Annotated in this window: 18 protein-coding genes; 8 read left to right on the top strand and 10 right to left on the bottom strand. The window is 64.0% G+C overall.

Annotated features, from left to right (window positions below):
* Nucleotides 1–432: a DUF488 domain-containing protein gene (locus NV382_RS02540; protein ID WP_260598981.1), complete on the bottom strand. Its 432-nt coding sequence runs from the start codon at nt 430–432 to the stop codon at nt 1–3.
* A gap of 100 nt (nt 433–532) precedes the next feature.
* Between NV382_RS02540 and trmFO the strand changes: the two genes are divergently transcribed.
* Nucleotides 533–1,846, top strand: coding sequence for a methylenetetrahydrofolate--tRNA-(uracil(54)-C(5))-methyltransferase (FADH(2)-oxidizing) TrmFO (gene trmFO / locus NV382_RS02535; RefSeq protein WP_260598980.1), 1,314 nt, complete (start codon nt 533–535; stop codon nt 1,844–1,846).
* 79 nt (nt 1,847–1,925) lie between these two features.
* Here the strand turns inward: trmFO and NV382_RS02530 are convergent, their stop codons facing one another.
* Together NV382_RS02530 and NV382_RS02525 are read right to left on the bottom strand one after the other, a co-directional pair.
* Complete coding sequence (locus NV382_RS02530) at nt 1,926–2,411, bottom strand: EF-hand domain-containing protein (protein WP_260598979.1); 486 nt, start codon at nt 2,409–2,411, stop codon at nt 1,926–1,928.
* Between the two features lie 61 nt (nt 2,412–2,472).
* Nucleotides 2,473–3,165 carry a squalene/phytoene synthase family protein gene (locus NV382_RS02525; RefSeq protein ID WP_260598978.1) on the bottom strand — a complete coding sequence of 231 codons (693 nt, stop codon included), beginning with the start codon at nt 3,163–3,165 and terminating at the stop codon, nt 2,473–2,475.
* 86 nt (nt 3,166–3,251) lie between these two features.
* Between NV382_RS02525 and NV382_RS02520 the strand changes: the two genes are divergently transcribed.
* Genes NV382_RS02520 through NV382_RS02510 form a run of 3 tightly spaced genes read left to right on the top strand, consistent with a single transcriptional unit; the run spans nt 3,252 to nt 6,618 of the window.
* Nucleotides 3,252–5,348, top strand: coding sequence for a TadE/TadG family type IV pilus assembly protein (locus NV382_RS02520; protein WP_260598977.1), 2,097 nt, complete (start codon nt 3,252–3,254; stop codon nt 5,346–5,348).
* Entirely contained in the window at nt 5,348–5,938 is a 591-nt protein-coding gene (locus NV382_RS02515) for a TadE/TadG family type IV pilus assembly protein (RefSeq protein ID WP_260598976.1), read from the top strand. Before NV382_RS02520 ends, NV382_RS02515 begins: the two co-directional genes overlap by 1 nt.
* A gap of 8 nt (nt 5,939–5,946) precedes the next feature.
* Nucleotides 5,947–6,618: a TadE/TadG family type IV pilus assembly protein gene (locus NV382_RS02510; RefSeq protein ID WP_260598975.1), complete on the top strand. Its 672-nt coding sequence runs from the start codon at nt 5,947–5,949 to the stop codon at nt 6,616–6,618.
* Between the two features lie 55 nt (nt 6,619–6,673).
* Here NV382_RS02510 and NV382_RS02505 read toward each other — a convergent pair whose 3' ends face one another.
* Both NV382_RS02505 and pdhA read right to left on the bottom strand, forming a co-directional pair.
* On the bottom strand, nt 6,674–8,125 hold the full coding sequence (locus NV382_RS02505; RefSeq protein ID WP_260598974.1) for a pyruvate dehydrogenase complex E1 component subunit beta: 1,452 nt from the start codon (nt 8,123–8,125) through the stop codon (nt 6,674–6,676).
* Entirely contained in the window at nt 8,125–9,180 is a 1,056-nt protein-coding gene (pdhA, locus tag NV382_RS02500) for a pyruvate dehydrogenase (acetyl-transferring) E1 component subunit alpha (RefSeq protein WP_260598973.1), read from the bottom strand. The genes NV382_RS02505 and pdhA overlap by 1 nt, the downstream gene beginning before the upstream one ends.
* 149 nt (nt 9,181–9,329) lie before the next feature.
* On the opposite strand from pdhA, the gene NV382_RS02495 reads away from it, so the two are divergent.
* The 3 genes from NV382_RS02495 (at nt 9,330) to NV382_RS02485 (ending at nt 13,090) form a co-directional block, all read left to right on the top strand.
* Nucleotides 9,330–10,634 (top strand): MFS transporter, encoded by a 1,305-nt coding sequence (locus NV382_RS02495; protein WP_260598972.1) that lies wholly within the window; start codon nt 9,330–9,332, stop codon nt 10,632–10,634.
* Nucleotides 10,631–11,551 carry a cysteine synthase A gene (gene cysK / locus NV382_RS02490; RefSeq protein ID WP_260598971.1) on the top strand — a complete coding sequence of 307 codons (921 nt, stop codon included), beginning with the start codon at nt 10,631–10,633 and terminating at the stop codon, nt 11,549–11,551. Before NV382_RS02495 ends, cysK begins: the two co-directional genes overlap by 4 nt.
* A gap of 162 nt (nt 11,552–11,713) precedes the next feature.
* Nucleotides 11,714–13,090, top strand: a complete 1,377-nt coding sequence (locus NV382_RS02485) for a cell wall hydrolase (RefSeq protein WP_260598970.1) — start codon at nt 11,714–11,716, stop codon at nt 13,088–13,090.
* 184 nt (nt 13,091–13,274) lie between these two features.
* Here the strand turns inward: NV382_RS02485 and NV382_RS02480 are convergent, their stop codons facing one another.
* The 5 genes from NV382_RS02480 to NV382_RS02460 all read right to left on the bottom strand — a co-directional run bounded on the left by NV382_RS02480 (nt 13,275) and on the right by NV382_RS02460 (nt 16,722).
* Entirely contained in the window at nt 13,275–15,077 is a 1,803-nt protein-coding gene (locus NV382_RS02480) for an acyl-CoA dehydrogenase C-terminal domain-containing protein (RefSeq protein WP_260598969.1), read from the bottom strand.
* A gap of 21 nt (nt 15,078–15,098) precedes the next feature.
* Nucleotides 15,099–15,518 (bottom strand): MerR family transcriptional regulator, encoded by a 420-nt coding sequence (locus NV382_RS02475; protein WP_418066746.1) that lies wholly within the window; start codon nt 15,516–15,518, stop codon nt 15,099–15,101.
* 21 nt (nt 15,519–15,539) lie between these two features.
* Nucleotides 15,540–16,040, bottom strand: coding sequence for a hypothetical protein (locus NV382_RS02470; protein ID WP_260598968.1), 501 nt, complete (start codon nt 16,038–16,040; stop codon nt 15,540–15,542).
* Nucleotides 16,037–16,399, bottom strand: a complete 363-nt coding sequence (gene hisI / locus NV382_RS02465) for a phosphoribosyl-AMP cyclohydrolase (RefSeq protein ID WP_260598967.1) — start codon at nt 16,397–16,399, stop codon at nt 16,037–16,039. The genes NV382_RS02470 and hisI overlap by 4 nt, the downstream gene beginning before the upstream one ends.
* A gap of 74 nt (nt 16,400–16,473) precedes the next feature.
* Nucleotides 16,474–16,722, bottom strand: coding sequence for a DUF7218 family protein (locus NV382_RS02460; RefSeq protein WP_260598966.1), 249 nt, complete (start codon nt 16,720–16,722; stop codon nt 16,474–16,476).
* Between the two features lie 133 nt (nt 16,723–16,855).
* On the opposite strand from NV382_RS02460, the gene purF reads away from it, so the two are divergent.
* Complete coding sequence (gene purF, locus NV382_RS02455) at nt 16,856–18,325, top strand: amidophosphoribosyltransferase (protein ID WP_260600279.1); 1,470 nt, start codon at nt 16,856–16,858, stop codon at nt 18,323–18,325.
* Nucleotides 18,326–18,411: the final 86 nt, after the last annotated feature.

The raw sequence follows: 18,411 nt of genomic DNA, 5'->3' as shown, positions 1-18,411 counted from the left end.
TCAAGTATAGAGATCGACCACCTCGGCCCCCTGCCCGACCGCCTGCAGCAACAAGGTCCGGTGGCAATGACACGGATCGCGCTCGAAGCACAACAAGGCAGACGGCATCTCCGCTGCCAGCTCCAGCATCTGCGCCGCCTGAACCTGCGCCTCCGGCAATTCCAACTGCTCGGCATAGACCGCCTCGAGCGTGGCCACATCACCCTTCTTGGCCGCATCGCGCCCCGGCTTGGGCGTGCCCAGCGCCTTCAGATGCACATAGCCGATCCCCGCCTCGAACAACGACGCCGCCAGCGACGTCTTCGAAAAGCCCGGCCGGCGCGACAGTGGGAGTGCCCGCACATCGATGACGCGCTTCACGCCCGCCTTGCTGAGCGCGGCGAGGAAATCGGCCATCGTCGTGGCCTCGTATCCGATGGTGAATATTTTCATCATACACAGATGGTAGTGCGCCGAGCCGCCCGCAATAAAGCCATTTGCGACTTGCACTGCGGGCTTGGCCGATACCCCGGATAGGCGCTAACGCACGCGCATGACACATGACATCCACATCATCGGCGGCGGGCTTGCCGGATCGGAAGCGGCGTGGCAGCTCGCCGAGGCCGGGTTCAAGGTCCGCCTGTCCGAAATGCGCGGCAGCGGCGAGAAGACGCCCGCGCATCACACGGACGGGCTCGCCGAACTGGTCTGCTCGAACAGCTTCCGCTCGGATGATGCAACGAGCAACGCCGTCGGCCTGATCCACCAGGAAATGCGCACAATGGGCTCGCTCATCATGCGCGAGGGCGATATCCACAAGGTCCCTGCCGGCTCGGCGCTGGCGGTCGATCGCGACGGCTTTTCCGAAGGTGTGACCAAGGCGATCGAGGGCCACGCCAACATCAGCGTGATACGCGAGCGCATCGACACGATCCCCGACGGCCCCGTGATCATCGCCACCGGTCCGCTCACCGCCGCACCGCTCGCCGCTAGCATTGGCGCGGCGACCGGCGCCGATGCGCTCGCTTTCTTCGATGCCATCGCGCCGATCGTTCATTTCGACAGCATCGACATGGACACCGCCTGGTTCCAGTCGCGCTGGAACAAGGGCGAGGGCAAGGATTACATCAACTGCGCGATGGATCAGGAGCAGTATCTCGCTTTCCATCAGGGCCTGATCGAGGGCGAGAAGACCGAGTTCAGGGAATGGGAAAAGGATACGCCCTATTTCGAAGGCTGCATGCCGATCGAGGTCGCCGCGTCGCGCGGTGTCGATACGCTGCGCTATGGCCCGATGAAGCCGGTCGGGCTCGATCACCCGGTCACCGGGCGCTGGCCCTATGCCGTGGTGCAGTTACGCCAGGATAATGCGAGCGGCACGCTGTGGAACATCGTCGGCTTCCAGACCAAGCTCAAGCATGCCGAGCAGGTGCGCCTGTTCCGCACCATTCCTGGCCTCGAAAACGCCGAGTTCGCGCGCTTGGGCGGGCTCCATCGCAACACCTTCATCCGCTCGCCGGAACTGCTCGATCCGACGCTAAGGCTTAAATCCATGCCTAACGTGCGTTTCGCTGGCCAGATCACCGGCTGCGAAGGCTATATCGAGAGTGCGGCGATCGGCCTGATCGCCGGGCGCTTTGCCGCCGCCGAGCTCAAGGGCGAGATGCTGGCCCCGCCGCCAGTGGCAACGGCGCTCGGGGCGCTGCTACATCATATTACCGGCGCGGCGGAGGCGGAGACGTATCAGCCGATGAACGTCAATTTCGGGCTGTTCCCACCGATCCCCGGCCGAACCAAGAAGGCGGATCGCAAGAAGATGTACACCGATCGCGCAAGGGAAGCGCTGGGGGTCTGGCTGGCGGCTTGAACGATCCCCGGTGAAGGCTGGGGCCAGGCTGGCAATGGTCCCTCATCTTGGCCCGGCCGGGGTCTTCGTCGGGGAACGATTACCCCTCATCTTCCTCCCGCGTCGGCGATGCGGCGCCGGCCGGCGGACACTTCACCTGCGCCCGCACCTTGCGCTTCGGTGCCGTGGCCACGAATTCCTTAGGCGTCATCGTCCCCGATTTGTCCGTATCCGCCGCGGCGAACTTGCCCGTCGTCTTCACCGCCCATTCGTCGAACGACAGCCGCCCGTCTTTGTCCGTGTCGAGCTTGGCGAACGCCTTGCGCCGCGAGGCCAGATATTCTTCGCGCGTGATCAGCGCGTTGCGATCCTTGTCGTAGCGATTGAAGCGTTTCTCTTCGCGCGTCTTGGGGCTGGCCTCCGGCACGCTATCGGGCAGCGCCTCCTGCGCCTCGCCGGTTGCCGCCTCGATCTTCATGGGCGCTGCCGGCAACATCGTATCCGACCGCGCCGGACTCTTGAACACCAGCACGCCCGCCGCCACTAGCAGCAATGCCGCCACGCCACCCGCCAGATATCGCCACATCCGCCGTCCCCCTCGCCTGTCGCGGGCAGCAACCTATCGGCTTTCTCTACCCTGCGAAAGCCTAGCGACCGGTCATCCGGTGCAGCAGTACCCGCGCCACCCGCGCCGGCGATCCACGCCGCACCGGGACGTCCAAAGCCACCGCCAGATCCATCCGCGCGAGATGTGCCAGCGCGCCCAGGCTCCGCGCATCCCGGCTCCATTTCCGCTCCGTTGCCGCGGACAAAGCGGCATCGGCGAGTGCTGCGGCACGGGCGGCGATCGCCGGTTCGCCGATATGCCGCGACAGATCGGCCAGCGCCCAGCCACGCCCCGCAGGCGCCACGGGATCGCCCTGCGCCGCCCCCAGCACCGTGGCCGCCGCGCCGAACAGGATCACCCCGCGCGCGGCATATGCCTCCAGCGTCGCATCATCCGGCAGTTCGGGATCGAGCAGCACTTCCCAGGCATCGATCATCAAGGCGAGGCGCGTGCCTGTAACCCCACGTGGCAACACGTGCGCGGCCAGCGCCTGCAACACCGGCTCGGCCGGCGGCGGCGCACGATCGAGCCGCTCCAGCGCCTCGTACCACCACGTCAGCCGCATCTGCCCCACCATCGGCTCACGCGTCGTACGCAGGATGCGGCCCAGCACGTCGTCGAGCGCGAACAACGCGGCGACGGCGGGTCGGACGGAGGCGGGAGCGTAGGAGAGCGCCAGCAGCCGTTCGGGATCTGTTGCGCGCTCGTCGGCTGTGTTTCCAAGCGTCGTCAAGGCGATCTTAATCCTCTTGTTTGATAGCAGGTTATCCGGCTGCACTTAGATGGCGGCCGGTTACTCTATCGTACCTGGGATTGTGTATGCGGGATACCAACAGCCGGCGCTCGCCAACCACCTTTCTCGGCCGGCTGGCGCGTGACCGGCGCGGCAATACGCTGGCGCTCGCGGCAATGGCCGTCTTTCCGCTGCTCGGCATGATTGGCAGCGGGCTCGATATGGGCCGAGCGTATCTCGTCAAGGCGCGCCTGCAGCAGGCGTGCGACGCCGGCGTGCTTGCCGCGCGCAAATCGATGACCGGCACGACGCTGGACACGGCGGCGCGTACTCAGGCGACATCCTTCTTCAACATCAACCTGAACGCCGGGCCCTACCCCGCCAATGCCGACGGCACACCCGGCACCGGGCCGCACGGTTCGACTGTCCAGCCGATCGTGGTCTCGGATGTAATCGCGCATAACGCAGTGACTGGTACTGACATCCCCACTGGCACGGTGCACGGCGTTGCCGCCGCCACCGTGCCGATGACGATTATGAAGCTGTTCGGGACGGACAGCATCTCGCTCAACGTGACGTGCGAAGCCGAACTCAACGTTTCGAACCAGGACATCCTGTTCGTGCTCGATACGACAGGGTCCATGGCGTGTCTGCCGGGGGACAGCGTCTCCACGTGCGACAGCTACGTGGGGAGCAACACTACCCAAAGCAACGGAATTTGGCTGACGAGGGAGAAAGACAACTCTCGTATCGATGTACTGCGGGCTGCAGTGAAGAGCTTCTATGCTGCCGTCAACAATGCCAAGGCACCGGGCTCCCGACTCCGAATCGGGTTCCTCCCGTATTCGAGTGGCGTCAATGTCGGAGATGTCCTGCCCTCAGGTACGCTCGATAACGGTTTGATTACTTATGCGAGCCGTCTTGCCAACTTCTCCACGTCAAAGCACTCTCCCAGCGTGACATCGTACGGCAATTACGACACTGTCGAGACCTACAATAACGGTACGGCGCTCAACGCCGCCAATTGCACGAGTTACACGACCAACCAGGCTTTTTCAGGCTACAATCCAACCGCCGGACCGCCGACTTCGGTGATAACAGGCGGCAACACTCCTGCGAATGTCACGACCTACGAATACAAGTACAATTCCGGCAAAAAGAACAACGAGAGCGGAACTGCGACGTGCAAGCGTGACCGGCGGACTGTCACAACGACTTATACTACCCGCTGGGCGTTCACCAATTGGACATACACGTCCGCACGATCCATGCCGGTCGCGAATTACGTCGCTGGCTCGCAGATGATCGTGCCAGCGCTGACATCAACCTCGACCGTCCCATCGACTGGGTCTGGGACACCTCCGCCTTATTCCCCTCTTGAGTTAGCGGACATGACAGCGGCCGGATCGACCACCGGAATGACCGCCATCAGTTCCGCTTGGGACGGGTGCATCGAGGAACGGATTACCGGAAGCGCGGATATCAACGGCGCTGCCAATTCCGCGTCGACGCGCTGGCGTCCAGCCTGGCGCGACATTGAGTACAGCCGAACGGCCTTTACGGCCCAAACCACTTCATCTTCCGATTCGGGAGATTTTTACCGCGCTTCGCAAGACACAACGGGATTAAGCGAGACCTCATATTCTTGCCCGAAGGCAGCGGCACTGCCTGAGGAACTATCTGCCGCGCAGGTCGGCGCTTACGTCGATGCACCGGATTTCGTGGCGCATGGGCGTACCTATCACGATATCGGTATGATCTGGGCTGCGCGTATCATGTCGACCACCTCGGTCTTCTCAGCGCTGCATAGCGGCGCGCCCAACGGAAAGCCAATAAGTCGCAACATCATCTTCATGACCGACGGCGATATGAAGCCTACCGCGCAATCGTATAGCCCTTATGGCATCGAGAAGGTCGATCGGCGGGTTATGGGGCCAACAGCGACCCTGAATGATACGACACTCAAGACCGCGCACAATGCCCGCTTTCTTGCCGCCTGCCAAGCAGCGCAGGATAACGGCGTGAATGTCTGGGTGGTCGCCTTTGGACAGACGATGACCACCGAACTCAGAACCTGTGCGAGTAGCGATACGCAAGCCTATGAGGCGCTGAATGCCGCGAGCCTCAACTCTGCGTTGGCACAGATCGCTCAGCGTATCGCCGATCTCAGGCTTACATCGTGATGCTGCATCGGCTCGCCTTATTGGCCCGGGCGCGTCAGGGATCGGCTGCTACCGAATTCGCGATCGTGGCGCCGGTTTTGATGCTGATGATCATAGGGTTGTTCGATCTCGGGCACAGCATGTACGTCACCGCCGTGCTGCAGGGGGAACTCGAGCGCGCCGGCCGCTCCTCGTCGTTGCAGTCCGGAACGAGCAGCACGACTGCGATCGATAATTCGGTCAGCAGCATTGTACGCAACCTCATCGGCAGCGGTGCGACATTCGTATCGCAGCGGCTCAACTATTCGACCTTTGCTGCGGTAGGCACACCCGAAGTTTTCGTCGATAAAGTGCCGAAGAATAACAAGTACGATCCCGGCGAATGTTTCGAGGACGTCAACGGCAACGGGCAGTGGGACGCCGATAGTGGCAAAACCGGTCAGGGCGGCGCGAATGACGTCGTGGTCTACAAGATCACTGTGACGTACCCACGCATGTTTCCAATGGCCGGCCTTTTCGGCTGGAGCCCCAACCAATCGATCACGGCATCGACGGTGCTGCGCAATCAGCCGTACGCGACCCAGGCCATTCCCGTCGTTGCCAAGTGCTAGGAGGCACCGTGTCGCTACGTTTCATCATGCTACGCTCGCTGGCAGCTGAAAAAAGCGGGATCGCGCTGATAGAATTCGCTTTCGCCGCGCCATTGTTGATGGTGCTGGGCATGTACGGGCTTGAGACTGCGAACCTTGCCATCATGCGTATGCGAGTTAGTCAGGCGGCGGCGAACCTGGCGGACAACATCTCGCGGATGGGCGCTATGGACACGCTTGGTGTCAAATCGATCCGCGAAGTGGACATCAACGATAGCTTCGCCGCACTGCGCAGCCAGTCTTCAAGCTATAAGCTGACGACTTACGGCCGTGTGATCCTGTCGAGCCTGGAACGCAACAGCGCTGGCGGGCAGTGGATCCATTGGCAACGCTGCCTGGGCAAGAAGCAGTGGGCGTCTAGCTACGGCGTCGCCGGAAACGGGTCGAGCGGTACCGGATTTGCGGGCATGGGGCCTACTGGGCAGCCCAAGATAACGGCGCCCGATAAAAGCGGCGTGATGTTCGTCGAGATCGCTTTCGATTACCAGCCGCTCTTCAGCAACTCACTACTCGGCGAGCAGACGATCCAGACCAAATCGGCGTTCATTGTGCGCGACCAACGCGACTTTACCGACGCGAAGAACCCGTACAATCCCTCGCCGTCCGCCACCGCCGCATCGTGTACCTTGTACGAGGAATAAGGCCCCGGCTTGTGCTTACGGGGCCGGCATCCGCCAGCCCCGGATACCTTGCCACCTAGCGGTATGTCACCTTCTTCACCGCCTCGACGATCTTCGCCGAATTGAGCAACGCCAGCTTCTCCAGATTGGCCGCATACGGCAGCGGCACATCCTCGTTCGCCACGCGCAGCACGGGGGCGTCGAGATCGTCAAAGCCTTCTTCCATGCAGATCGACACGATCTCCGAGGCGATCGAACAGGTCGCCCAACCCTCTTCCGCGACGACCATCCGGTTTGTCTTCTTCAGGCTCTTGAGTACGGTCGCCTTGTCGAGCGGGCGCAGCGTGCGCAGGTCGATCACCTCGGCATCGATCCCCTCGCCGGCCAGCTCTTCCGCTGCTTCAAGCGCCAAGCCAACGCCGATCGAATAGCTCACGATCGTCACGTCGCTGCCTTCACGCATGATCCGCGCCTTGCCGATCGGCAGCACGTAATCGTCGAGCTTGGGCACTTCGAACGTGCGACCGTACAGCAATTCGTTCTCGAGGAACACGACCGGATCCTGGCTGCGGATCGCGGCCTTGAGCAGCCCCTTGGCATCCGCCGCATCATACGGCGCAATGACGATCAGGCCGGGAACGCTGGCATACCACGGGCCGTAATTCTGCGAATGCTGCGCGCCGACGCGGCTCGCCGCGCCGTTGGGGCCGCGGAACACGATCGGGCAGCGCATCTGCCCGCCGGACATATAGTTGGTCTTCGCCGCCGAGTTCACGATATGGTCGATCGCCTGCATCGCGAAGTTGAACGTCATGAACTCGACGATCGGGCGCAGTCCGCCCATCGCCGCGCCGGTGCCGACGCCGGCAAAGCCATATTCGGTGATCGGCGTGTCGATCACACGGCGGTCGCCGAATTCCTCGAGCAGCCCCTGCGTCACCTTGTACGCGCCCTGATATTCGGCGACTTCCTCGCCCATCACGAACACGCGGTCGTCGCTGCGCATTTCCTCGGCCATCGCATCACGCAGCGCTTCGCGCAGCGTGATCTTGACCATCTCGGTGCCCTCGGGGAGCGCGGGATCGGCGATCTCGGCGCCATGCTTGGACGCTTCGAACAATTGCTGCGCGCCGCTCTCGACCTTGGTCGGCGTGGTGCCTTCCGGCTGGTTGGCGGCCTGGTCGGCGGGCTGCGCTTCCTTGGGCTGCGCGTTGGCGGAGTCGCCGGCACGTTCCTCGGTCTTGGGCGCTTCGGCAGTCCTGGGCGCTTCGGCCGACGCATCCTCGCCCTCGGCCAACAACGTCGCGATGACGGTGCCGACCTTCACATTGTCGCTACCTTCAGCGATCAGGATCTTGCCGATCGTGCCTTCGTCGACCGCTTCGAATTCCATCGTCGCCTTGTCGGTCTCGATCTCGGCCATGATGTCGCCGGATTTGACGACGTCGCCTTCCTTGACCAGCCATTTGGCAAGCGTGCCTTCCTCCATCGTCGGGGAAAGCGCGGGCATTTTGATTTCGATCGCCATCAGTAGGTTTCCACCAGCACGTCGGTATACAGTTCAGCGGCATCCGGCTCGGGTGCGGCTTCGGCAAAGTCGGCAGCGTCGCTGACCTGACGACGGATTTCCGCGTCGATCGCCTTGAGATCGGCCTCGGTGACCCCCTCCCCTTCGAGCAGCTTCTTGCAATGCTCGATCGGATCGGATTTGTCGCGCACCGCCTGGACCTCTTCGCGCGACCGGTATTTGGCCGGATCGGACATCGAATGGCCGCGATAGCGATAGGTCTTCATCTCGAGCAGGATCGGCCCCTTGCCGGCGCGCACCCAGGCGAGCGCCTCTTCGGCCGCGCCGCGGCACGCCAGCACGTCCATGCCATCGACCTGGATGCCCGGAATGCGGAACGATTCACCGCGCTTGTACAGCTGGTCCTCGGCCGACGAGCGATTGACGCTGGTGCCCATGGCGTACTGGTTGTTCTCGATCACGAAGATGATCGGCAGCTTCCACAGCTCGGCCATGTTGAACGATTCATAGACCTGGCCCTGGTTCGACGCGCCATCGCCGAAATAGGCCATCGCGACCCCGCCATCATTGTTATACTTATGCGCGAAGGCCAGCCCGGTGCCGAGCGAGACCTGCGCGCCGACGATGCCGTGCCCGCCGTAAAACTTCTTCTCGGTCGAGAACATATGCATCGAGCCGCCCTTGCCGCGGCTGATGCCGGCCCCGCGCCCGGTCAATTCGGCCATGATCACCTTGGGATCGATACCGTAGGCCAGCATATGGCCATGGTCGCGATAGCCGGTGATCACGCTGTCCTTCTCGCCGTCGAGCGCCGACTGCAGGCCGACCGCGACCGCTTCCTGGCCGATATACAGGTGGCAGAAGCCGCCGATGAAGCCGAGGCCGTAGAGCTGGCCGGCCTTTTCCTCGAAGCGGCGGATCAGCAGCATCTGCTTGTAGAGTTCGAGCAGCTCGTCCTTCGACGCCTTGTACGGCTGCGGTTCGGCGGGTCGCTCGCGGTTGTGCGCGGGTGGTCCGGCGGTCAGGTCGGCTGGTCGGGCGGGGGCTTTGGCCACGTGTGGGAACCTCGTTTCCTTGGGGAGGAGGGGCGCGTATAAGCCCGTTCCTGTCGAGACATCAATCGTGCGCCTCGTTACAGAAGTTTTACCGCCCCAAGCAATCCGTGATTGCCGCGTCGTCGCCACCCCGCCTAAAGCCGGTAGCGATGGACACCGCCCCCCACCCGCTCCGCATCGCCAATTTCCGCGCCTATTGGGTCGCGCGCTTCACCATGACGATCGCGCAGAACGCGATGATCATCGTCGTCGGGTGGCAGGTCTACACGATCGCACGCGAAACGATGACGGTGCCGCAGGCCGCCGCACAGCTCGGGCTGATCGGCCTGCTGCAATTCCTGCCGCTGTTCCTCAGCACGCCGATCACCGGCTATGTCGCGGACCGCTTCGATCGCCGCTGGATCGCGCGGATCACCGTCGCCATGCAGTTAACCTGCGCGTTGATCCTAGCGATCGCCACCTATGAAGGGTGGATCTCGCTCCCCGTCTTGTTCTCGGTCGCGGTGCTACTCGGGCTGGCGCGCGCCTTTGCCGGGCCGGCGTTCGGCGCATTGGCCCCCAATCTGGTGCCGCGGGAAGTGCTGCCGACCGCAATCGCGTTGTCGTCGATCTCGTGGCAGGTCGGCACGATCATCGGGCCGGCGCTGGGCGGCTTTGCCTACGCGCACACGGCGACGCATTCGGGCGCCTATTGGCTGGCCGTCGCCTTGTTCGGCATCGCGCTCGCCTGCCTGCTGCTGATCGGCAAGGTGGCGCAGCCGCCGCGCTCCACCGCGCGCCCGATCAAGCAGATCATCGACGGCCTGAAATATGTCGGCCAGAACAAGCTGGTGCTCGGCACGATCACGCTCGACCTGTTCGCCGTGTTCCTCGCCGGCACCAATGCCTTGCTGCCGATCTACGCCAACGACATCTTCAAGGTCGGCGCGGCGGGCCTCAGCTGGCTGGCGGCGGCACCGGCGGCGGGCGCGGCATTGATCGCGATCTTCTTCTCGATCCGGCCGCTCAAGACCAATGTCGGGCCGAAGATGCTCGTGTCGGTGCTGATCTACGGCAGCGCCACGGTGCTGTTCGGCGTCGCGCACATCATCATCCCGGCCTACGACTTCCCGGTCGCCGTCGGCGCGCTGGCGGTCGCGGGTGGTGCGGACATGTTCTCGGTCTATATCCGCCAGTCGCTGATCCAGCTCTACACGCCGGACGAGATGCGCGGTCGCGTCGGCGCGGTCTCGCAGCTGACGATTTCGGCCTCCAACGAACTGGGCGAGGCCGAATCGGGCTTCCTCGCTTCGATGCTGGGCCCGGTCGGCGCGGTGCTGGTCGGCGGCGGCGGCGCGATTGTAGTGACCATCCTGTGGACCTATCTGTTCCCGAGCATCAGGCGCGCCAAGACGTTCGATCCCCCGACCACCCGGCAGGATGCCGCGGACAAAGAGATGGAGGCAGTATCATGAAGGCCAACACGATCCTCGATACGATCGGCAACACCCCGCACATCCGCATGCAACGGCTGTTCCCGGGTACCGAAGTGTGGATCAAGTCCGAGCGCTCCAATCCCGGCGCCTCGATCAAGGATCGCGTCGCGCTTGCCATGATCGAGGCGGCGGAACGGTCCGGCGACCTGCGGCCCGGCGGCACGATCATCGAGCCGACCTCGGGCAATACCGGTGTCGGCCTGGCGATGGTCGCGGCCGTCAAGGGCTACAAGCTCATCCTCGTCATGCCCGAAAGCATGTCGATCGAGCGCCGCCGCCTGATGCTTGCCTATGGCGCGACGTTCGATCTCACGCCGCGTGAGAAGGGCATGAAGGGCGCGATCGAGCGGGCGCTGGAATTGATCGAGCTGACGCCCAACAGCTGGATGCCGCAGCAATTCGAGAATCCCGCCAATATCGACGTGCACGTGCGCACCACCGCGCAGGAGATCCTGACCGACTTCGCCGAGACGCCGATCGACGTGATCATCACCGGGGTAGGCACCGGCGGCCATATCACTGCCGTCGCCGAAACGCTGAAGAAGGTCTGGCCGAACCTCAAGGTCTATGCGGTGGAACCCGCCGCTTCTCCGGTCATCTCGGGCGGACAGCCCGGGCCACACCCGATCCAGGGCATTGGCGCAGGCTTCGTGCCCGCCAACCTGCACACCCAGTCGATCGACGGCTCGATCCAGGTCGATGCCGTCGTGGCCAAGGACATGGCGCGCCGTGCCGCGACCGAGGAAGGCATGCTGGTCGGCATCAGTTCCGGTGCGACGCTGGCCGCCATCTTGCAGAAACTGCCCGATTTGCCCGATGACGTGCGCGTGCTCGGCTTCAACTACGATACTGGCGAGCGTTACCTCTCGGTACCGGATTTCCTGCCGGAGAGCTGATGCCGCGGCTCATTAGCTGAGTCCACTTACGGGACGTGGCCTGGGGGCCGCGTCCCGTTTTTACTTTGCGGCATTCTGGGGTAAGGGCCGTCGCCCGTTGTGGCAGGAGCCCGAATGTACCGTTTTCCGCTGATTTTCCGACCGCGCTGAAGCATCGTGCTCATGTCCCCGACTCCCGCGGCGGCGCCTGCCGTGTCCGCCCCGATGCGCGAGGCGCGGATTCTCCGCATCCTGCTGATCGTCGTCGCACTGCTCGCCGTGGCCGTTCCTGCGCTGATCGTGACGTTTGCCCCGCCGCTGCCGCCCAGGCGGCATGCCGTCGTTCGCGCGCCGCAGCGCGTCGTCCCGCAGGCGGAATTGCCCGCAGTGGAGCCGCTCAAATATCAGGATCTGGCGCCCGCGGACGCACGTAGCTTCAACGAAACGGTGCCGTTCTCGACCGATCCCAACCCGGCGGCACGGCCCTTCATCCTGTCGGGCACCCCGGATGACCGCGCACGCGCGATCGACTGCATGGCGGTGGCGATGCTCTACGAGGCCGGCGACGACACGTTGGGACAGCGCTCGGTCGGCCAAGTGATCATCAATCGCACGCGGCATCCCGCCTTCCCGAAGACGATCTGCGGCGTGGTGTTCCAGGGGTCGGAACGCTCGACCGGCTGCCAGTTCACCTTCACCTGCGACGGCGCGCTCGTCCGTCATGCCTGGTCCGACGCCGCGTGGCTGCGCGCGCGCGAAACGGCGACGCTGGCGCTGACCGGCAGCGTCTTCAAGGCGGTCGGCTATTCGACGCATTATCATACCGACTGGGTGGTGCCGTATTGGCAGTCGAGCCTGGACAAGGTCGCGCGTGTACGCACCCATCTGTTCTTCCGCTGGACCGGCTGGTGGGGCACCCCGCCCGCCTTCCGCCGAACCGTATCCTCGAGCGAGCCGGTGATCCCGGCGCTCGCCTTCTACTCGGAGGCCCATCGCCTGGCTGCCGGGCTGGGCGAAGCGGATACGCTGGCCGACGACGCGACGGTCACGGCCGGAGGGTTGCCGCCGGCCTTAGCGACAGACAATAACAGCTTCCTCGTCACGCTCGATCCCGACATGCCTGCCGACCTCTTTTCGCTCCTGGCGGCGCGGACGTGTGGCGTCCGGGATTATTGCAAGTTCATGGGCTGGCTCGACAAGGCCAAGACGCCGAGCACTCTGCCGCTACAGCCCACGCAGATCGCGTCGCTGACGTTCAGCTATCTGCGCGACCGGGCACGCGGCTATGACAAGGCGCTGTGGAACTGCGTGCAGCTGAAGCGCCCCGACAAGACCCAGTGCATGAAATTGCAGATGCTGCCCGCCGCACGCCAGACCGAGACGTTCAAGCTGGAGACCCTACCCGGCACCGGCATCGCCGTGCCGGTCGGCACCGCGCCAGCCAAGCCGGACGCGGGCGGGCTGACCGGTGTGCGGCGACGCGTCGAGATGACCGCCATGCCGCCGAAGCCGGCGCCCACGCCACGCCCAGTAGCGACGCCGGTGCCGGATAACCGTTGAGTTCAAATTGAAAGGGCCTCACCCCCGTTCGTCCTGAGTAGCCATCGAGTAGCGCGAAGCGCGTATCGAGAGGGCGTATCGAAGGACATGCGGCGTGCGCTCCGCTACGATCCCTCGATACGCCCTCTGACTTACTCGCCCTCCACTCCGCACGAACGGAAAGTGAGGTTATCCTATTTTACTCTCAGGCCGCCTGGAACATCTCCACCGGCAGCGCCATCAATGCCTCGCTGCCACCCTCGATCTTGCGACGCAGCGAGCCCGCATCCGGCAGGATACGCTCCGCAAAGAAGCGCGCGGTGACCAGCTTGGCGTCGAGGAATGCGGGATCGCCCTCGCCTGCCGCCTTCAGCTTGACCGCCGCACTCGCCATGCGCAGCCACATCAGGCCGGTCGCGACCAGCCCCATGATCTGCATATAGCTGTACGCGCCGGCGCCGACATTGTCGGGGTTCTGCATGCCGTTCTGCATGAACCACATCGTCGCCGCCTGGAGCTGGCCATTGGCCTTTTCCAGCTGCTCGGCGAACACCGCGGTCTCCGGCACGGCCTTGGCAGCGGCGACATCCTCCGCCACGACCTTGAAGAAGGCCTGCACCGCACGACCGCCGTTCAAGGCGAGCTTGCGGCCGACCAGATCCATCGCCTGCACGCCGTTGGTGCCCTCGTAGATCATCGCGATGCGGGCATCGCGGACATACTGCTCCATGCCCCATTCGGCGATATAGCCATGGCCGCCATATACCTGCTGCGCATTGGTGGCGATCTCATAGCCCTTGTCGGTGCCGTAGCCCTTGATAACCGGGGTCAGCAGTCCGAGCAGGTCACCGGCTAGCTGCCGCTCCTCCTCGCTGGTCGCGGCATGCTCGAGATCGGCCTGCAGTGCCCCCCACATGCATAGCGCACGCAGGCCCTCGGTCATCGCCTTGGATTCCATCAGCATGCGGCGCACGTCCGGGTGGACGAACAACGTATCGGCCTTCTCGTTCGGCTCCTTGGCACCGGTCAGTGACCGGCCCTGACGGCGATCATGCGCATATTGCACGGCATTCTGGTAAGCGACTTCGGCAATGCCGAGGCCCTGCAGGCCAACGCCCAGACGGGCCGCGTTCATCATGATGAACATCGCGGCCAGGCCCTTCATCTCCTCGCCGACCAGCCAGCCGGTCGCCCCGTCATAGTTCATCACGCAGGTCGAATTGGCATGGATGCCCATCTTGTGCTCGATCGAGCCGCAGGTGACGGCGTTGCGCGCGCCCAGCGACCCATCGTCCTCGACCATGAACTTCGGCACGACGAACAGCGAGATGCCCTTCGAGCTTTCCGGCGCCCCCGGCGTCTTGGCGAGCACCAGGTGGATGATGTTCTCGGTCAGGTCATGCTCACCGCTCGAGATGAAGATCTTGGTGCCGGTGATCGCATAGGAGCCATCGGCCTGCGGCTCGGCGCGGGTGCGGATCAGGCCGAGGTCGGTGCCGCACTGCGGCTCGGTCAGGTTCATCGTCCCGCCCCATTTGCCGCTGACCATGTTGGGGACGTATTTGGTCTTCTGCTCGTCCGTGCCCTTGACTAGGAGCGCGGCAATCGCGCCGTGCGACAGGCCGGGATACATCGCGAACGCCATGTTGGCGGAGATCATATATTCCTGGAACGCGGTCGAGACGACGTGTGGCATGCCCTGCCCGCCGAATTCCTCAGGCGCGCTGAGCGTGCCCCAGCCGGATTCGACGAACGCGTTATAGGCTTCCTTGAAGCCCGCCGGCGTCGTCACGCTGCCATCGTCATGGCGCTTGCAGCCTTCCTGGTCGCCCGAATAGTTGAGCGGGAACAGCACTTCGGCGACGAACTTGCCGCCTTCCTCCAGCACCGCATCGACGACGTCGGGCGTGGCATTCTGGAAGCCGGGCAGGTTTGCATAACGATCGAGCCCCACGACGTGATCGAGGATGAAGCGCGTGTCGCGGACGGGCGGCGTGAACTGGGGCATGGTGGTTCCTTGGGATGGTTCTTATTGGTCGATGACGGAAATGAAGTCGTTCAGCTCGGCGATCGCCGCGTCCAGATCGCGCTTCTGCGCTTCGAGCAGCGCCACGCGGTCGCGGCACCGTTCGATCGTGACGGCACGCTGCGAGCGGCGACCGTCGCCCAGATCGTACAGGTCGATCATCTCGCGGATCTCGGTCAGCGAAAAGCCTACGCGCTTGCCACGCAGGATCCAGGCGAGCCGCGCACGGTCGCGATAGGAATAGATCCGCGTCGTCCCACGCCGCTCCGGCGCGATCAGCCCCTCGTCTTCGTAGAAGCGCAATGCCCGTGCCGTGACGCCGAATTCGGCCGAGAGATCGGAGATGGAGAAATGGTCACGATCGTCACCGGGCGGGACGACGACATAAGCGGGAGCATAGCCAGCGGTCGACATGGCTCCCATGTAGTCAGCTTTACGTGAACGTCAATTGCCGCCGCACAACATCCTGCCGTTCGCGTCGCGCAAGCTCGATGCCTCCGACACGCTGTCGCTCAGCCGATCGACGCGCAGCCCGGCGATCGAGGCGCGGCCGTCGCACAAGGCGGCGCAGGCATCCGGCACCTGGCCCGGGAAGACGATGCGATCGCCTTCGAACCGCGCATCGAAGCTGCAGCCGCTGACCGCCGGAAACGTCACGCCCAGCCGCTCGCCATCCTGCGTGACGACCCCGCTGCCGCCACAATGCTGCTCGCCATAATCGACCACCAGGCCGATGCGGTAGCTGTCGCCACGCGGCACCACGCACAGGCGATCCGTCTCGCGTTCATACAGGCCGGCAACGTCGCTATGGTTCGGATCGGGGATGACGCCGGCCTGGATCGCCGCCGCCTCGAGATCAGAGGATGGCGCGTCCGTGACCGTATTTGCCGCCTGAGGCTGCTCGGAGCACGCCGCCAGCAGCAGCAGCCCCAGCAGTATCCTCATGCGACCGGGCTCAACGCATCGCCCTCGATCCGGCGGAAGAAGCAACTGCGCTGCCCGGTATGGCAGGCCGGGCCATCGGCATCCACGATCAGCCACACCGCGTCCTGATCGCAATCGATCCGCAGGTCGACGACGTGGAGCACGTTGCCCGAGCTCTCGCCCTTCTTCCACAGCCGGCCCCGGCTGCGCGACCAGAAATGCGCCTCGCGCGTCGCGCGCGTCGCAGCGAGTGCCTCGGCATTCATGTGCGCCAGCATCAGCACCTCGCCCGAGCGGCGATCGGTGACGACGGCGGTGATCAGGCCGCTGGCGTCATACTTGGGGTTCAGCACCAGGCCGGTATCGCGCGGGTCGGTCATGGCGGCGGTTTAGCGCGGTTGGCTGGGGCCGTCACTTCCTTCTCCCCTCCCTTCCAGCGAGGGGAACAGCAAGGTCACCCCATTCGGATCGCCTTCACCAATGCGGCCTTGTCCATCTTGGACCTGCCGGCAACGCCGATCTCCCGCGCTTCCTTCAGCAGATCGGCCTTGCTGCGATCTTCCAGCTCGCTGCTGCGATGGTCCAGCGTTCCCGCGGCCTTGGCATTGGCGATTCGCGCCGCCTTGCCCTTGGAGGCGCCATCGCGCAGCAAATCCTCATACAATTTGTCGTCCTTGACGGTCGGTCCGTGATCCTTGGCCATGCACATCACCTCCTTGGCAGACACCAAAAACCGCCGATGCGACAGTTCGCTCCGGCATATCTTACAAAAGCGCGACAAACCTGGATTGCATCCCTATATGCGCTTCGACGCTATTCACCCCGCTAAGGGCGCCATGCTGACAACCAGTCCATTCGACGTCCCCGCAGACGGGGACAAGCTGCACGAAGAGTGCGGCGTCTTCGGCGTTTCCGGCAGCGAGGGCGCTGCCGCGCTCGTCGCGCTCGGGCTGCACGCTTTGCAGCATCGTGGCCAGGAAGCCGCCGGCATCACCAGCTTCGACGGGCACGATTTCCACACGCATCGTGCGATGGGCCATGTCGCGGGCAATTTCGACCGTGACGAGATCATCTTCGCGCTGCGCGGCAACGTCGCTTGCGGCCATGTGCGCTATTCGACCACCGGCGAGACGGCGCTGCGCAACGTGCAGCCGCTATACGCCGAACTGGCTAGCGGCGGTTTCGCCATCGCGCATAACGGCAACATCTCGAACGCGCTGCGCATCCGCCGCGATCTCGTGCGGCGCGGTTCGATCTTCCAGTCGACCTCGGATACCGAGACGATCATCCATCTGGTGGCGACCAGCCATTACCGGACGGTCGTCGACAAGTTCATCGATGCGCTCAAGCAGGTCGAGGGCGCCTATTCGCTTATCGTGATGACGCCCGAAGGCATGATCGCCTGCCGCGATCCGCTCGGCATCCGGCCGCTGGTGATGGGCAAGCTCGGCGACGCGGTGATCTTCGCCTCGGAAACGGTCGCGCTCGACGTCTGCGGCGCCGAGTTCGTCCGCTCGATCGATCCGGGCGAGCTGGTCATCGTCAAGGGCAGCGAGGTCACCTCGCACCGCCCGTTCGGCAATGCGGCACCCCGCCCGTGCATCTTCGAGTATGTCTATTTCTCGCGCCCGGATTCGATCTCGGACGATCGCAGCGTCTACACCGTGCGCAAGGCGATCGGCGCGCAACTGGCGATCGAAAGCCCGGTCGATGCCGACCTGGTGATCCCGGTGCCCGATTCGGGAACGCCGGCGGCACTCGGCTATGCCCAGCAATCGGGCATTCCGTTCGAACTCGGCATCATCCGATCGCATTATGTCGGCCGCACCTTCATCCAGCCGTCGAGCGAGGTCCGCCATCTTGGCGTCAAGCTCAAGCACAACGCCAATCGCGCGCTGATCAAGGGCAAGAAGATCGTGCTGATCGACGATTCGATCGTGCGCGGCACGACCAGCCTGAAGATTGTGCAGATGATGCGCGATGCCGGCGCGGCCGAGGTGCACATGCGCATCGCCAGCCCGCCGACCCGGCATAGCTGCTTCTACGGCGTCGACACGCCGGAGCGCGGCAAGCTGCTCGCCGCGAACATGAACATCGACGAGATGAACACGTACATCCAGGCCGACAGCCTGGCGTTCGTCTCGATCGACGGACTGTACAAGGCTCTGGGCGAGCCGCAGCGCAACGCGATCTGGCCGAGCCACTGCGATGCCTGCTTCACCGGCGATTATCCCACCACGCTGACCGACCAGGACGATGTGGTGCAGATCGACCAGTTCGCGCTGCTGGCCGAACGGGTCAGCTAATCGAAATAGGCGTCATGCTGAACTCGTTTCAGCATCCATGCGCGGTCGGAGCCTCAATGACGGTGTCCGTGGAGTAGCCGACCGCG

This window comes from Sphingomonas endolithica (assembly GCF_025231525.1).
GTDB classification, from domain to species: Bacteria; Pseudomonadota; Alphaproteobacteria; order Sphingomonadales; family Sphingomonadaceae; genus Sphingomonas; species Sphingomonas endolithica.
Note: the sequence above shows the minus strand (reverse complement) of the source record. Positions and strands in the feature narration are given on the sequence as shown.

What these genes read in the sequence shown, in the direction of transcription:
- NV382_RS02515 (WP_260598976.1), top strand. Translation starts at nt 5,348, where the DNA reads ATGCTGCATCGGCTCGCCTTATTGGCCCGGGCGCGTCAGGGATCGGCT.
- NV382_RS02495 (WP_260598972.1), top strand. Translation starts at nt 9,330, where the DNA reads ATGGACACCGCCCCCCACCCGCTCCGCATCGCCAATTTCCGCGCCTAT.
- NV382_RS02505 (WP_260598974.1), bottom strand. Translation starts at nt 8,125, where the DNA reads ATGGCGATCGAAATCAAAATGCCCGCGCTTTCCCCGACGATGGAGGAA.
- NV382_RS02475 (WP_418066746.1), bottom strand. Translation starts at nt 15,518, where the DNA reads ATGGGAGCCATGTCGACCGCTGGCTATGCTCCCGCTTATGTCGTCGTC.
- NV382_RS02530 (WP_260598979.1), bottom strand. Translation starts at nt 2,411, where the DNA reads ATGTGGCGATATCTGGCGGGTGGCGTGGCGGCATTGCTGCTAGTGGCG.
- hisI (WP_260598967.1), bottom strand. Translation starts at nt 16,399, where the DNA reads ATGACCGACCCGCGCGATACCGGCCTGGTGCTGAACCCCAAGTATGAC.
- NV382_RS02480 (WP_260598969.1), bottom strand. Translation starts at nt 15,077, where the DNA reads ATGCCCCAGTTCACGCCGCCCGTCCGCGACACGCGCTTCATCCTCGAT.
- NV382_RS02520 (WP_260598977.1), top strand. Translation starts at nt 3,252, where the DNA reads ATGCGGGATACCAACAGCCGGCGCTCGCCAACCACCTTTCTCGGCCGG.
- NV382_RS02470 (WP_260598968.1), bottom strand. Translation starts at nt 16,040, where the DNA reads ATGAGGATACTGCTGGGGCTGCTGCTGCTGGCGGCGTGCTCCGAGCAG.
- NV382_RS02485 (WP_260598970.1), top strand. Translation starts at nt 11,714, where the DNA reads ATGTCCCCGACTCCCGCGGCGGCGCCTGCCGTGTCCGCCCCGATGCGC.
- cysK (WP_260598971.1), top strand. Translation starts at nt 10,631, where the DNA reads ATGAAGGCCAACACGATCCTCGATACGATCGGCAACACCCCGCACATC.
- trmFO (WP_260598980.1), top strand. Translation starts at nt 533, where the DNA reads ATGACACATGACATCCACATCATCGGCGGCGGGCTTGCCGGATCGGAA.
- NV382_RS02540 (WP_260598981.1), bottom strand. Translation starts at nt 432, where the DNA reads ATGAAAATATTCACCATCGGATACGAGGCCACGACGATGGCCGATTTC.
- NV382_RS02460 (WP_260598966.1), bottom strand. Translation starts at nt 16,722, where the DNA reads ATGGCCAAGGATCACGGACCGACCGTCAAGGACGACAAATTGTATGAG.
- purF (WP_260600279.1), top strand. Translation starts at nt 16,856, where the DNA reads ATGCTGACAACCAGTCCATTCGACGTCCCCGCAGACGGGGACAAGCTG.